Source organism: uncultured Varibaculum sp. (assembly GCF_902489465.1).
Taxonomy (GTDB): domain Bacteria; phylum Actinomycetota; class Actinomycetes; order Actinomycetales; family Actinomycetaceae; genus Varibaculum.
Window position 1 is genome coordinate 1 of record NZ_CABTZZ010000043.1, and the last position, 14,985, is coordinate 14,985.

Here is a 14,985-nt window from a genome sequence, read left to right on the forward strand (position 1 = left end):
AATCCATACCAGCAGTAGCCGACTCAAACTTATGAGTCACCTTAAACTTCTCAACCGGAACCAAACCAGCATCAATGTTCTGTTGATGCTCATTGATTTGCAGCGTAATAATCTCAGTTGTCATAGTGTCAGGATCGGCATCGGAATTAACTTCACCTGCGCCCTCACCTTGTAAAGTGAGCTTTTGCCCGGCGGGAGGTACGAACCGTACTTTGTAATTACCAGCAGCTAGATTGGTGAAAGAGTAAGCACCTTGATCGTCGGTTACCACATCGGCAACCGGGTTTCCGCTAGCGTCAACTGCCGGATTGCCTTGCTCGTCTAGCAGCTTAACCGTAACCCCAGCAACCTTGCTCTCAGTGGCAGCCTGCATACCGTCTTTGTTGGTATCATTCCAAACTTTTCCGGAAATCTGGGCACTCTTGGGAAGACGGAAACTCAGCCGGAAAAAGTCAAGATTCTCTTGGTTACTAGCTTGTTGATTGCCGATCATAATCGGTTTATTGTTCAAGACGTTATAACCGTTAATTCCATCTCCATAGGCAGGCCCGTAGCCGGGTTTATCGGCGTTATTTGCGTAAATGGCTGCTCCAGCTCCTTCAAAAGCACTGAAAGGAACAGCGTGGTGCAGGAGCTTGATTTTGACGGTGTCAAAAGTTCCTTGCAAACGTACAGACCCGGTACCGGCTTGAACCAGTTCAGGAGAGTAAAACTCTGGATATTGATAATTTCGATTTCCACAATCCAGGCGTCCAGACCACGGCAAACCGTTCGAGAGGTTGTAGGTGTTCCGTTCGGCCACTTCCAAGGTGTTATCAGTAACATTAAGATTTTCACCATCGGAAGCCTTAACGAATTTAACCCCTTCGGTTAAAAGCTCCATATCGGTGGCGTTAAAGGAGGCTCTCACAAAATTTCCGACGGCATAGGATGCATCATTTGAGTGGTAGGAATAGCCACCCAAACCAGAAATATCAATAATCGGATCGGTTACTTTCTTGGAAAACTTGAAAGTAACTGTACCCACTTCCGAGGCGCCATTAAAGTTTAATTTCTGCCAGCTGCCCAACGGACCACCTGATCCGGTACTTCCCTGAGCAGCAATCCCCAATGCCGGAATGCTAGCGGGATCGGGCTCTCCTACAAATTGTTGGGCAGTAGCCTTATAAGCCGCTTGATTGGTTCCCTGGCGAGTAAGATAAGTAGCTCCCTCGTCCCTTTCTGCCTGCTTCTCGAAAGTAGCAACTACATCGACATCTCCGATGCTAGATGATGCTTTTGAGTAGGCACGGTTGTATGACGGACTTTTGGAGGTGAAATCAGTGGTAATATTGTCCTCTTCGGAGGTTGTCCAAGCCGTATTTACCTCAAAATCATTGGCCGTTACCGCCTGAGCTACCCCCCCCCAAGGGATAAAAGCCGCGACTAAAGCGACGGCCAAGGGGGTACCTAAAAGTCCCCCTAAACGTCTGGTTTTCATTACTCTCCTTTTCCTTGAAATGGCACCACGAAAGAAAAAGATTCTAGCCCTCAACTAAAATCTCTTTCATGGGTATTACGGATTTATTCTACTACCTTTTACACTCCCCCCCCCAAAAAAAAATTGCCATTATTGCAGGTTAAAGACGTATAACCCAATTGTTGCTAAAAGGTTACTCAATTGAATGTCAACATCAATTCCTCACCATGCGAGCAATATAGTTAATTGACGCAGCGAATAGGTAAATCCGGGGTCACTTACTAAGAATTAAGATTCGCAAGAGGCAGGAGTCTCGATCGCGTATTGGGTGGAAGTGCCGATAACTTTAAATCCTGCCTCTAAAAATAGATGCCGAGTGGCGGGGTCGGCGGTCTCCGGCAGTAGCGCACCGACGGTAGCGAATCCTTGTTTTTTAAAGGCCGTCAGCACCCCCGCGATTAGCGATTTTAGAATCGCCTCGTTTTCCCACCCCGGAAGGAGTCCTAACAAATCGATATAGCCTTGGCGATTCCCTACCGCGGTCCAATCTTGCCGATATATAGAAGACAGCACAAAGCCAGCGATCTCGGAACGATCCGTGGTTTTATCTAGCGCCACGAAAGAACAATCCGGGGTAAATTCTCCCCGGCGAGTTGTCCAATCCTCTAAAGTGTATCCCGAATCTGCTTTCCGCTTTTCCAAGATCCGGTTGACAGCTTGCCGCAACAGGTCATCGAGTTCTTTATCCCAGGTGACAATCTGGAACGGGTGGGACAGGCTCGGTACTGCAATCGGAGCGGACAGGTCCCGAGACACATCCACGAAGGAATCAGTTTGCGTATAACCGGCATCTACCAGTAATTGGGACAGTTCCGGGGCGATATCTTCCACATAAAAGAGGGCGCGTCCGGGACGGGAATGATCTAGTAAGGCTCGAGCCTGATCTCGTTGCCAGGATATGGAGGCGCGTCCAAGTCCTTGACCGCGGTAGCGCGGATCTACTCCGCCTTCACAAACCACTTCGTTTAACAGTAACCGGGGACGCACCTGCGCATAGGCAACCAGGTTGTTTCCTGAACCGAAAGCGCCGATCGTGCGCCAGCTGGAGGGAGCCGCAAAAAAATCTTCCACTTCAGAAATCGCGGTTCTAAAGGGCGGATTGTCGAACTCTTCGATCCGGTGGATCAGACTTCCCACTTCTGCCACGTTATCGGAGCCGAGTTTGCGCCAGGAAAAGTTTCCGCTACCTGCCGGCAATGACCATGCGGGTATTTCCATTACAACTCCACCGTATAGATCATGCGGGCTCCGGCTAACTGAAAATCACAAGCGGTACATACCCGGGACAGATCACCAAGTTTCGGATAGTTATCCTCAGCAAAGACCTGTTTATAGCCCGAATCTGCGCAAGCTAAGAGTACTTGGGAAAGCACCTGTTTGAGTACCGCAAAATCGGCGCCGTGACTGTCGGCATTTCGCCGGTCATCACCAAAAATGTCAACTGCTACTGCCGGAATGATTTGTTCAGATATTCCCTCAGATTCTAGGGTGCTGCGTTGGCAAAGATTGCGGTAAACCACCAGACAATAGGCCAGCACCCGTCCAGAGCTCATCGATATAGCCGCAAAAGAAAGATCGGGAGCCAGGTTCGCCACTACCCGCCCCCACCAGCGAGAAGCATCTCCTTTCGCCGCATAAAGCCGGGCAGAATTCGCTACATGTAGGGCTTTTACTTCTTCCCATTGATCAGGCGAGAGGCGACGGGCAGAAACTATCCGCACGTCCTTAATAGGGAACTTTAAGGGGAGCTTAGTCAGGGTAGCAGGATCTAATTGGTGAGAAAAGACTTTAATCGTACGCTGCGCCGAGAACCCGGCCGCGGCATAAAGCATCCGGCGGTCTCCGGCGCGTTCATCAACCACGTTACGGATTTGGGCGGGACGTTCATAGTCTTCGCCATAGTAATCCAGCATCAGTTCCCGAGCCCGCACATCTTGCCAGGCCAACAAGGCTCTGCCGATTCCGCGTCCTCGCCAATGCTCAGCAGCGACCGCGAATAGGTCGGCGCGGGCATAGGTTTTTTCATCTGGCTGCAGGGTGACTGACCCGAAAGCCGCCAGGTTGCCACGGGAATCTAAACCAATCAAGCAATCTTGCAGTTCCGGGTGACTTAGTGCCTGAGTTAGGCGGGTGATCTCGCCCTCGGAAGTAGGGCGCGCGGGATGGGAATGCTGTTCGGTTAAGTGAATCAGTTCCCGGATTCTCCAAGAGTCAGTTTCACGCGAAGGTCGCCAATATAGACCCAGGTGAACCGGGGGTACCGGGGCAGCTGGCAGGCTCCCTAACCTTTCGCGCAAAGTTGACATGTTTTTATCTTAACGGGGGTCAAGCGGCAAACCGAAACTGTTAAGCATCTATTTGTTCAGCTGCCAGTTGGTCTGCGCCTGCCACAATGAACTCCCGCCGAGGCGCTACCGTGGATCCCATGAGCAGCTCAAAAATATTTTCGGCTTGTTGCAACGCGGCTTCATCGGCAAAAGTAATTTGGCGGAGTATACGTTTGCCGCGCTGCATGGTGGTTTCTGCCAGCTGCGAAGCATCCATTTCGCCCAGCCCTTTATAGCGCTGGATGGGTTCCTTATATTTGCGTCCACTCTTAGCGAGGGCGCGCAGACGCTGATGTAGCTCGTCCTCGGAATAGGTATAAATAATTTCTTTCTTTTTCCGCCCCTGAGCTGGAACTTCGATCCGGTGCAAGGGAGGGACTGCCGCATAAACCCGCCCGGCAGCAATCAGGGGGCGCATATAACGGAAGAATAGGGTTAGCAGCAGGGTGCGAATATGCGCGCCATCCACATCGGCGTCGGTCATCATAATGACTTTGCCGTATCTGGCCGAGTCCAAGTCGAAGCTGCGCCCAGAACCTGCCCCGATAACTTGGATAATCGCTGCGCATTCGGCATTGGAAAGCATATCGGAAGTAGAAGCTTTTTGGGTGTTGAGGATTTTTCCGCGAATCGGCAGCAACGCCTGGAAATCCGCAGAGCGTGCCTGTTTCGCGGTACCTAGTGCCGAGTCGCCCTCCACAATAAACAGTTCGCAATCCTCAACTTTATTAGAGCGACAATCCGCGAGTTTGGCCGGTAGCGAGGAGGTTTCCAAGGCATTTTTACGCCGCGAAATCTCTTTTTGATGCCGCGCACTCACTCGCGCCCGCATCTCCCCCACGACCTTTTCCATCAGGGCAAATACTTGCTGTTTATCATCGCGTTTAGAGGAAGCAAACTTCTTTTCCAGCCAGGAGCTAACTGCACTGGACACCGCCTGACGCACCTGGGGAGTACCTAATACTTCCTTGGTTTGCCCCTCGAACTGGGGCTCGGGCAGCCGCACGGTCACCACTGCGGTCAGCCCCGCCATTACGTCCTCTTTTTCGATTCGGATCTTGGCTTCTTTTTGGGTGAGTTTCAGGCGCTTCGATTTCTTATTTTTATCGATCTGGCTGCGCAATACCCGCACTAGGGCGTTTTCAAATCCCATAATGTGGGTGCCGCCCATGGGGGTGGCCACGATGTTCACGAAAGAGCGCTCTACGGTGTCATAGCCGTTGCCCCAACGCAGGGCAATATCGATATCGCAGGTGCGTTCTACTTCTACCGGGCGTAAATGCCCACTTTCTTGGTCTAACTGTTGCACCGTTTCACTGTAGGTACGCTGGTCACGAATACACCAGGTGTCTACAATCGCTTGATCGGGGGCGAGGAAGTCCACGAAATCTTCGGTTCCGCCCTCGGCCTTAAAAGACTCTTCTAGGGGTTCTTCCGGACGTTCATCGCGGCAAATAATAGTTAGTCCCGGCACTAAGAATGCGGTTTGGCGCGCGCGTTCTAACAGGTGCTCCCACGAGAATCCGGTGGCGGCAGTTTTGGGGAAGATCTGAAAATCTGCCCAAAAACGCACCCGGGTTCCGGTCTTTTTCTTGGGGGCTTTCCCTATTACTTTCAGTTTGGATTCTTTGGTGAAAGGCTTAAACGGCGAGGTAGGCGTGCGGGATTGGGTGTCGTCGAACTCTCCGGGTTCCCCGCGCAGAAAAGACATTTGATAAGTTTTTCCGCCCCGATCTACCTGCACATCTAGGCGGGCAGAGAGGGCGTTTACTACCGAAGCACCCACCCCGTGCAGGCCGCCCGCTGCCCCGTAGGAGCCGGTGCCGAACTTTCCGCCCGCATGCAGTTTGGTATAGACCACCTCCACCCCAGATAGTCCCACCCCGGGGACTTCATCGACGGGGATACCGCGGCCATTGTCTGCTACTGAAACCGAATGGTCATCGCCGATAATGACCTCGATCCGGTCACAGTAACCTTCGAGGGCTTCATCTACCGAGTTGTCGATAATTTCCCACAGGCAATGCATCAGCCCGCGGTGATCGGTGGAGCCGATATACATACCGGGACGCTTGCGAACTGCGTCCAGTCCTTCTAGTACCGACAGGTGCCGGGCGGTGTAATCCGATTTCGTCTTGAGTGCCACCCCCCTAGTTTAAGGGGTGCCACTTTTTAGGTGGCGAGCGGCTTTCCGAGGGCGAGTGATTGTGAGGGACTTCCCGCCGGGTTGCGGGGTAATAGGCGCAGTATCCCGCCACTATCTCGTAACCGTTTTGTGAATAGGATTAGCGAGTATAATCGGGATAAATACTGCCGAAGCCAGACTTAGGGAACTCCCCCACAACCTGCCCCAGAGTACCCGGAAAGTCCGGACGACTCGAATCAAGCCACCCCAGCAGAGCAACCGGGGCAGGAAAACTAAGCGCGAAAAGTTAAAACTTACGGATTAGTGCAGTTTAAAAGCTGATAGCAAGTAAGGCAACCGCCCCTAGCGGGCGCGAGAAAGTGAAGTCATAGGCGCGTTTTCGGCCTCCTCAAAATGCAGCTGCGAGGTGTTATCCACGATTTCGGCGCCGCTAGCGCGCAAAGCCGGCACTAGGGCGTGGGCGTGATGGGCGCAGAAAAACAGATTGCCGGCCTCCAGGCGGGCAAGAACCCACGCCTGCGCTCCGCAGGTATCGCAACGATCAGTCGCGTCAAAAACATAGGTTTGCTCACTCATGTCTTCATTGTCTACTGCCCGCCTAAGGAAGTCACGCCTACCGCTCTTCCTTTCGCGTCTGGCAAAACTAAACCGCCGTCCTTGCATTTGGCAAGGACGGCGGAAAGTTCAAAGTGTGGCGGCGACCCTAATCCAGGTAGTCGCGTAGTACCTGGCTGCGCGAGGGGTGACGCAACTTCGACATAGTTTTGGATTCAATCTGGCGGATACGTTCGCGGGTCACCCCGTAAACTTTACCGATCTCATCCAAAGTCTTGGCCTGTCCGTCGCCTAGACCGAATCGCATCGACACTACCCCGGCTTCGCGCTCAGAAAGCGTGTCGAGGACGCGGCGCAACTGTTCTTGCAACAGGGTGAAGCTGACCGCATCGGCGGGTACTACTGCCTCCGAGTCTTCAATCAGATCCCCGAATTCGCTGTCGCCGTCCTCACCCAGAGGGGTATGCAAAGAAATCGGTTCCCTCCCGTACTTTTGAACCTCCACCACTTTTTCCGGCGTCATATCCAGTTCTTTAGCGAGCTCCTCGGGAGTAGGTTCGCGTCCCAAATCCTGCAACATCTGCCGCTGTACCCGTGCCAGCTTATTGATTACTTCTACCATGTGGACCGGGATACGGATAGTGCGCGCCTGATCGGCCATCGCGCGGGTAATCGCCTGGCGAATCCACCAGGTGGCGTAGGTAGAGAACTTATATCCCTTGGTGTAATCGAACTTTTCGACTGCCCGGATCAACCCCAGGTTGCCTTCCTGAATCAAATCCAAGAACAACATTCCCCGGCCGGTATAGCGCTTCGCCAGCGACACCACTAGCCGCAAGTTGGCTTCTAACAGGTGATTTTTGGCATGTTGACCGTCAATCGCTAAAGAATGCAAGTCTCGGCGCATCTTAGAAGTCAGATTTTCCGATTCGGTTTCTAACTGATGCTGGGCATACAGACCCGCCTCAATCCGCCGCGCTAAATCAACTTCCTCCGCCGCGTTTAGCAACGCGACCTTACCGATCTGTTTTAGATAGTCCTTAACCGGATCTGCAGTCGCACCCGCAACCGTGACTCGTTGCGCCGGTTCATCAGTTTCATCAGAATCAGAAACGGTGAAGGAATTGCCTTTCTTTTGCCCCTTGGCATTGGCTTTTGCCTGGGCAATCGCCTTATTTAAGCCTTCGATGGCGTTGGCGGGAGCATCTTCCTCTTCGTCATCGTCCTCTTCCGGTTCGCGATCCTCACCATGCTTTTCGTCATCTTCATCGTCCTCGTCGTCATCATCAAGATCCGATTCGAGGTCGATTTCTTCTTCATCGTTTAAATCTTCGTCGCCCGGCTCTACCGCGTCTTCGTCAACTTCGTCAACTTCGACGGGATTTTCTAGCAGCTCTTGCTCTTCTTCCAGCGTTTCGACTTCAGCTTTTTTACCGCGCGTAGTGGTTTTCTTCGGAGTAGTCTTCTTTTCCGCGATGGTTTTGCTGGCCGCCGCGCTTTTCTTAGCGGTAGTTTTCTTAGCCGCGGTCTTCTTGCCTGCCGTGGTCTTCTTAGCTGCAGCCGCCTGTTTGGTAGCACTGGTTTTGCTAGCGGCAGTAGTTTTCTTAGTAGTTTTCTTCGCGGCACTAGCTTTACTGCCTGCGGTCATTTTGGTGGCAGTCTTTGCCGCTGCCGTCTTTTTAGCCGCGGTCGCTTTACTGGCACTACTAGTCTTAGTGGTAGCCGTTTTCTTAGAGGCAGCAGTCTTGCTGGCAGCAGCCTTCTTATCCGCCGCGCTAGTTTTGCTGCTGGAAGCTTTCTTAGCCGGCGCCTTGGCGGAGGTAGTCTTTTTTGCCGCTGCCGTCTTCTGGGCTCCGCTAGCCTTCTTGGTAGCCGCTTTCTTGGCGGTGGTGGTCTTACTAGCTACCGCCCCCTTCTTCGCGGTAGCAGTTTTTTTGGCAGTGCTTTTAGCGGTCTTCTTAGCAGCAGATTTCCCGGCGGTAGTGGCCTTGGTAGTAGCTTTCGAGGGAGTTTTCGCGCTAGATTCAGATTGAGCAGGTTGAGGAGTCACAGCGACCTTTCCTGATTTCTAAACGATTTCATAGAGAATGCTCAATAATTATAATTCAATACCACACTTTCTAGCACAAATCTAGAGGATTTTTCGCGGCTAGAGGAGAACTATAAAGGAAAGAGAGTAACCAGCGATGCCCAGCGCTCAAGAGTTTTCCACTCAAATTGATGAACTATTACCGCAGGTATGGCAAGCCGGGGTAGCCCGCTGGCAAGAGCTAACGGGAATAGCAGAGCTATTTGAAGTAGGACTGGCAGCTCTTAAAGGAGGAAAACGTACCCGGGCGCGCCTGGCCTACACCGGCTGGAAAGCGATAACTGACAGCAATGATACCCCGCCAAAACCCGTACTTGACCTCGGGGTCGCCTTAGAGATTTACCAAGCCAGCGCCCTCGTCCATGACGACATTATTGACAACTCTGCCTTGCGTCGCGGTAAAGATGCCGCCCATATCAGTTTCGCGAAAAGGCATTTAGCTGCCCAACGCCACGGCGACCCCCAAGAATCTGGGCGGCTAGCGGCAATTCTCTTAGGAGATCTCCTGCTGGCGGTGGCCGATCAGTGTGCTTTCGAGGTCGCTGCCACCACCAAAGATCCGGACGCATTCTTCGCTAATTGGACCGAAATGACCCGCGAGGTCGCCGCCGGACAGTATCTGGACTTGCGCCTAGAGACCGATAAGCTTGACCCCGCCCATGCGCGCGAGCAGATTTTAACGGTTATTCGTCACAAGTCCGGACGCTACTCGGTGGCACACCCGCTCACTCTCGGAGCCCGCCTGGCCGGAGCCCGCCCCGAGCAGCTAAAAACCCTCTTCACAATCGGGGAATATTGGGGAATCGCTTTTCAACTTTGCGACGATGAACTCGGTGTCTTTGGCGATCCCCGCCAAACCGGTAAACCTGCAGGTGGAGATTTAACCGAAGGAAAAAAGACAGTCCTGTGGTCCCTAGCGGAACAGCTCCTGGGTGAGGACGCGCGCGCGAACTTACATCAGGTTTTCGGTAACCGCGCCGCCAGCGAAGAACAAATTTTGGCCGTTACTGACGCCCTACATAGCCAAGGGGTCAGAGACCAGCACCGCCAGCTAATCACCGAATATGCCGCTAAAGGTGACGCCCTGGTAGCTAGTGGCGAATTTGATAATGCGGGTCGCGAGGCTCTGCTGCGTCTGGGACGCTCCCTAGTGGAGCGGGATTCCTAAAGCTAGGAGCCTAAATGGCCTGCATAGCAGCTACCGAGTTAACTTTGCTGTGGCTGCCGGCTCGCAATAGGTCAATAGGACGCTGCCCATCCAATAGGGGCTGGGAAGCCAGTACCCACTCGGTTGCCTCTTGAACAGTAAAACCGCCATCTAGCAAGGTGAGCATCGTGCCTGGCAGGCGTTCCACGAGAGCCCAGCCCTCGGGGGTCTCCAGAAGCGATTCCGCTACTACCTGTAGTTTCCCTTGCTCATCCGGGAGAGCTAACAAACGGTGCTCATTGAGGAGCCGGTGAGCACGAGTAACTTTTACCCCCAGGCGCTCGGCGGCTTGCGCGAAACTAATCGTATCCATGCTCTTAGCTTATCTGAGGTTACAAGCCGGCTCCTATCCGCGCCGCTTACCGGTAAAAGCGTCGCTGCCCGCTAGGATTACCTTATGAGAAACGATCCGGAAGCTAGCAGCCACGCTAGCGAGACCCCACAGGATTCGTCTATCGCGCACGCAGAGGTCGAGACCACAAGCCAGATTCCGGACATAGGCCACAGCGCCACTGACGAAGACCATATGTTAAAACGCCTGATTGATGGACGCTATCGGATAGTGAAGATAATTGATACCGGCGGGATGGCTAGCGTTTACCGGGCTCATGATGAACGCTTAGGACGAGATGTGGCGTTAAAAATGATGCACCCGCACTTGGCGAATACTGCCTCCCTGGTGGAACGGTTTGAAGCGGAAGCTCGGTCCGCGGCTCGCCTCATGCATCCGGCAATTGTGCAGATCTTTGATCAGGGAACTTGGCGGCGCCGCCCCTACCTGGTGATGGAGTTTATTAATGGCTCCAACTTACGTCAACTACTAACTAAAGAGGGCACCTTACCGCTAGGGCGCGCCCTAGAAATCACGGCACAAGTGCTACAGGCACTGCAAGCAGCCCACGAAATGCAGATTATTCATCGGGATATCAAACCGGAAAATATTCTGCTGACTCCTTCCGGTCAGGTAAAAGTAGCAGATTTTGGGCTCGCCCACGCGGTTAACCAAGCCACCGGCACCACTACCGGATCGGTGATGGGAACGGTCACCTACCTGGCGCCAGAACTGATTTCCGAAACCACTTCAGATGCCCGCTGCGATGTGTATTCCGTGGGAATCATGACCTATGAACTGATCAGCGGGCTACCCCCCTTCCAGGGTGATACTGCGATTCGGACTGCCTGGCAACACGTGAGCGAGGACGTGCCGCCGCTTTCAGGCAAGGTTCCGTGGATTCCTAGCGAAGTTGATGATCTAATAGCGGCGCTGACCGCGCGTAACGCAAAGGATCGTCCGGTTGACGCGGGAGCTGCCCTGCAGCTGGTTAGGGCGGTTATAGATTGTCTTAGCCCCGAGCTGCGAGGGCGCCGCGCCGAGCGCCCCGCGAGCGGCACTAAAGAAAAAGAAACTGAACGTACCCCGCTAGGCAAAGGAGGCACTGCCCGGCTACCGGTCTTGCCAGTGGCCTCTCCGCAACTTCCGGCGGCTCCGATTCGCCCTGTCCACCTGGACTCACCCGCAGATACTTCCTGCGCGCCGGCTCCCTCTGAGACAGAAAAATCACTAACCGTGGTCGAAACCGCGCCAGCTCCCTCAACCCCTAAGGCTCCGGCCAAGCGGGGAAAGAAGAAACGCTGGATAGCGGCAGTTATCACCGGGGTTTTAGTGATCGCGGCGGCCTTTGCTGGCTGGTATTTCACTTTGGGACCGGGAGGGCGCGTAGCGGTGCCTAACGTGGCAGGAAAAACCGCGGTGCAAGCGCGGGAGATGCTGGTAAACGCCCAGTTTAAAGTGAACACCCAGCGGGAATACTCCGATACAGTCGCTGCCGGTAAGGCCACGCGTACCAACCCTAAGGCCGGCCAAAAAGCCAAGAAGAATTCGCAGATAGACCTGTATATTTCTCGCGGTATTGAATATGTGAAGGTGCCGGATCTTGCTGGTAAAGAGGGCGAAAAAGCCGGGATACTCCTCAAAGAAGTAAAACTAAAGATCGCTGAAAGTAGCGAAGAGTATTCCGATGAAGTAGCGAAGGGGAAAATCATCGCTACTGCCCCGGAAGCCGGCACCAGCCTCCGCCACCATAGTGGGGTGAAAGTAATCGTTTCAAAAGGTAAAGAGCCTATCACGCTACCTGATTTTGCGGGCAAGAGCGAAGAAGAAGTCGCGAAAACCTTAAGTGACCTCAAATTGAAGCTGGAGAAAACTACCGAGTTTTCGGATTCGGTTCCGCGCGGGAAAATCATCGGGCAAGAGCCGGCAGCGGGAACTACTTTATACCATGGCGACCAGGTAAAAGTCCGGGTTTCACAAGGACCTGAAATAGTTGAGGTGCCTAACGTGACTGCGCTTAATATGGGACAAGCCAAAAAGAAATTAACCGATCTCGGGTTCCAGGTACAGGTGCAAAAACAACTGTTGGGAATTGCTCCCAACCGGGTTTATTCTCAATCCCCCGGCGGGGGAACCAAGCTAAAACGCGGTTCCACGGTCACTTTGACCTACGTTTAAGCCGAGGTTGCCCAAGGACGCCCCAGCTAGAGGAAGCACTTGGAGACGCCTGCGGGCACGAACCCGGCGGTCTTATACCGTGTATCCCCAGGGCTCTAGGGGTGCGCGCAGAGGATTACCTAAAGTGTCGTGGCGTTTTTGCAGCATTTCTGCCACTTGGAATGCCAACTCCAGCGATTGCTGGTGATTAAGCCGCGGGTCTACCAAGGTTTCGTAGCGATTCTTCAAAGACTCCTCGGTCAAGTGTTCGCTGCCCCCAATGACTTCCGTAACATCATCTCCGGTCAGCTCCACATGGATTCCCCCCGGGATCGTCCCCGCTTCCTGATGTGCGGTAAAGAAATTAGCTACCTCTTGCAGGATCTGTTCAAAACTACGAGTTTTATAACCAGAGGATGAGCTAATAGTGTTGCCATGCATGGGATCGCACATCCAGGTAACCGGACGCCCATCACGCACTTGTGCCTCCAAAAGTGTGGGTAATGCCGACTCTAATTCGTGTGAACCCATGCGAGTAATGAAGGAAAGGCGCCCCGGTTCGGCATCGGGATTGAGTTTATCTTGCAAGCGCGCTAAATCATCTCCACTGGCGTTGGGGCCGATTTTTACCCCGATCGGATTGGCGACTTGCGATAGTTGCTCCACATGAGCCCCATCTATCTGTCGGGTACGCTCCCCGATCCATAGGAAGTGTGCTGAAGTGTCATACAGTTCGCCCGTACGTGAATCTACCCGGGTCATAGCCTGTTCGTATTCTAAAAGCAAAGCTTCGTGGGCACTATAAAAATCTACGGTACGCAGTTCCTCGGCGCTGACGCCGGCGGCATCCATAAAGGAAATCGCCCGGTCAATATCGGAAGCTAGCGCGTCAAAACGTTTATAGGCTGGGTTAGAGATAAAACCCCGGTTCCATTCATGAACTCGATGCAGGTCGGCATAACCACCCTGGGTAAATGCCCTAATCAAGTTCAAAGTGGTTCCCGAACGTGTATAGGTATCTAACAGGCGTGCCGGGTCTGGGCGGCGCGCCTCGGGGGTGAACTCGAAGGAGTTAACCGCATCCCCGCGGTAGGACGGTAGGGTAACTCCGTCGCGGGTTTCGGTGTCGCTAGAACGAGGTTTGGCGTATTGACCAGCCATTCTCCCCATTTTTACAATCGGCAAAGAGGCTCCATAGGTAAGCACAATCGCCATTTGCAAGATAGTCTGGATTTTTAGCCGAACCCGATTCGCGGTTGACTCGGCGAAAGTTTCCGCACAGTCCCCACCGGTAAGCACGAAAGCTTTGCCCTGGCTGGCTTGTCCTAACAGCTCTTTCAGGGCATCTACTTCGCCGGCAAACACCAAAGGAGGACGAGTGCGCAGGTCAGCCAACTTTTCTTGCAGCTGTTCCTGGTCTGGGTAGGTGGGCTGCTGGTTTGCCGGGCAACCTCGCCATGAATTCAGAGCTCTAGTTGTTTTCTCGTCCACGAAATCCACCCTAGTAAGTTTTAGATTTTAAGACGAATAAGTCCGTAAAACGAACTTATTCCCCCAGGGAAGTATCTACCCTACTTTGTGTTGTTTCCCGCCCGTTATGGCGGTCGGTGCTCAGCTAATAGTGCTAATCCACCAGCTAGATCTACCACCAAAAATTTCTTTGGCTCTCGCTGCTGGATGCAGCGAGAGCCAAAGAATTTAAAGCACCAGAACTAGCAGTGCCGACTCACTTTAAAAACCAAGTGAGCTAATAGCTCTAACTAAACCTTAGGCAGGACGTACTTCCTGCCCGATTTCCTTCATCATTTCCTGGAACCAGGGGGCAGTAATATCAAAGGCTTTACCACCCTTGATCCGCGAGAATGCAATCGAGCTCAAAACATCACCGTTCTCTTCATCATGCCCGATCAAGCCCGGTTTACCCTCTAGAGCACACTGCACCGCGTAATCGGTCATCGACTTGATCAGCCGCAGATCCTCTACGCCCGCCGCAGAAGCCCGCGAGAAGTAACCCGATTTTTGCACCATAACCTTTTCTGCTCCGATCCGCTCGGCAAATTGGCGAGCGAACCACTGACCGGGGTTAATCTTGTCAAGCTGCACGTGTCCGAAGGGATCGCGCGGAACCGTCTCTCCCGCCTGTTCCATCTGTTCCACGATTTCGCTGACCCCAGCGCCCTCAGACAGGAAGATGTTTACGTTTCCGACCTCATCCATTACCTTGCGCAGGCGGGTAGCCTCGCCCTCAATATCAATATGCGCCTCCGGCACAAAAATGGCGTGAATATCGCGCGATTCGCGAGTAAGTCCCATAGAGGGCAGCCATTCTTTCTTGTCTAGCAGCTTGCGGTAAGAACGGGCAGTGGCAGCCGTCAAATAGCCACAGTTACGTCCCATTACTTCGTGAATAATCAGTTCACGCGGGTTGGATTGGCATTCGGCAATCACATGTTCAGCGTAAAGCGCGCCGTTATCAGCCGCGGTCCAAGCACCCAGGGACTGGCGCACCGGAATAACATCGTTATCAATAGTCTTGGGCAATCCCACTACCGTCAGTTCGTATGCCGGCTCCTGCTTGAAAAGAGCTAAACACGCTGCGTGCGCGCAACTCTCATCGCCACCGATAGCCGGCAGGACCCATCCCCAGGATTCTC

11 protein-coding genes are annotated in these 14,985 nt (G+C 53.3%); 2 read left to right on the forward strand and 9 right to left on the reverse strand.

Features of this window, described 5'->3' with window-relative positions; translation table 11 throughout:
• The 6 genes from RDM26_RS07355 to RDM26_RS07380 form a co-directional block, all read right to left on the reverse strand.
• The coding region (locus RDM26_RS07355; RefSeq protein ID WP_307738329.1) for an SdrD B-like domain-containing protein at positions 1-1,480 on the reverse strand (1,480 nt) is incomplete at its 3' end.
• Positions 1,481-1,747: 267 nt separating this feature from the next.
• Positions 1,748-2,737 carry a hypothetical protein gene (locus RDM26_RS07360; protein ID WP_307738330.1) on the reverse strand — a complete coding sequence of 330 codons (990 nt, stop codon included), beginning with the start codon at positions 2,735-2,737 and terminating at the stop codon, positions 1,748-1,750.
• Positions 2,737-3,825: a GNAT family N-acetyltransferase gene (locus tag RDM26_RS07365; RefSeq protein ID WP_307738331.1), complete on the reverse strand. Its 1,089-nt coding sequence runs from the start codon at positions 3,823-3,825 to the stop codon at positions 2,737-2,739. Before RDM26_RS07365 ends, RDM26_RS07360 begins: the two co-directional genes overlap by 1 nt.
• 40 nt (positions 3,826-3,865) lie before the next feature.
• Positions 3,866-5,992, reverse strand: a complete 2,127-nt coding sequence (locus RDM26_RS07370; protein ID WP_307738332.1) for a DNA gyrase subunit B — start codon at positions 5,990-5,992, stop codon at positions 3,866-3,868.
• A gap of 342 nt (positions 5,993-6,334) precedes the next feature.
• A complete protein-coding gene (locus tag RDM26_RS07375) occupies positions 6,335-6,568 on the reverse strand; it encodes a hypothetical protein (protein WP_307738333.1) in 234 nt (77 codons plus the stop codon).
• 127 nt (positions 6,569-6,695) lie between these two features.
• On the reverse strand, positions 6,696-8,597 hold the full coding sequence (locus RDM26_RS07380) for an RNA polymerase sigma factor (protein ID WP_307738334.1): 1,902 nt from the start codon (positions 8,595-8,597) through the stop codon (positions 6,696-6,698).
• Positions 8,598-8,733: 136 nt separating this feature from the next.
• On the opposite strand from RDM26_RS07380, the gene RDM26_RS07385 reads away from it, so the two are divergent.
• Positions 8,734-9,804 carry a polyprenyl synthetase family protein gene (locus tag RDM26_RS07385; RefSeq protein WP_307738335.1) on the forward strand — a complete coding sequence of 357 codons (1,071 nt, stop codon included), beginning with the start codon at positions 8,734-8,736 and terminating at the stop codon, positions 9,802-9,804.
• Positions 9,805-9,814: 10 nt separating this feature from the next.
• Here RDM26_RS07385 and RDM26_RS07390 read toward each other — a convergent pair whose 3' ends face one another.
• Entirely contained in the window at positions 9,815-10,156 is a 342-nt protein-coding gene (locus RDM26_RS07390; protein ID WP_307738336.1) for an Rv2175c family DNA-binding protein, read from the reverse strand.
• Positions 10,157-10,240: 84 nt separating this feature from the next.
• Between RDM26_RS07390 and pknB the strand changes: the two genes are divergently transcribed.
• Complete coding sequence (pknB, locus tag RDM26_RS07395) at positions 10,241-12,352, forward strand: Stk1 family PASTA domain-containing Ser/Thr kinase (RefSeq protein ID WP_307738337.1); 2,112 nt, start codon at positions 10,241-10,243, stop codon at positions 12,350-12,352.
• Positions 12,353-12,424: 72 nt separating this feature from the next.
• Here the strand turns inward: pknB and RDM26_RS07400 are convergent, their stop codons facing one another.
• Entirely contained in the window at positions 12,425-13,822 is a 1,398-nt protein-coding gene (locus RDM26_RS07400; protein WP_307738338.1) for a class II 3-deoxy-7-phosphoheptulonate synthase, read from the reverse strand.
• Positions 13,823-14,098: 276 nt separating this feature from the next.
• The coding region (locus RDM26_RS07405; RefSeq protein ID WP_307738339.1) for a pyrophosphate--fructose-6-phosphate 1-phosphotransferase at positions 14,099-14,985 on the reverse strand (887 nt) is incomplete at its 5' end.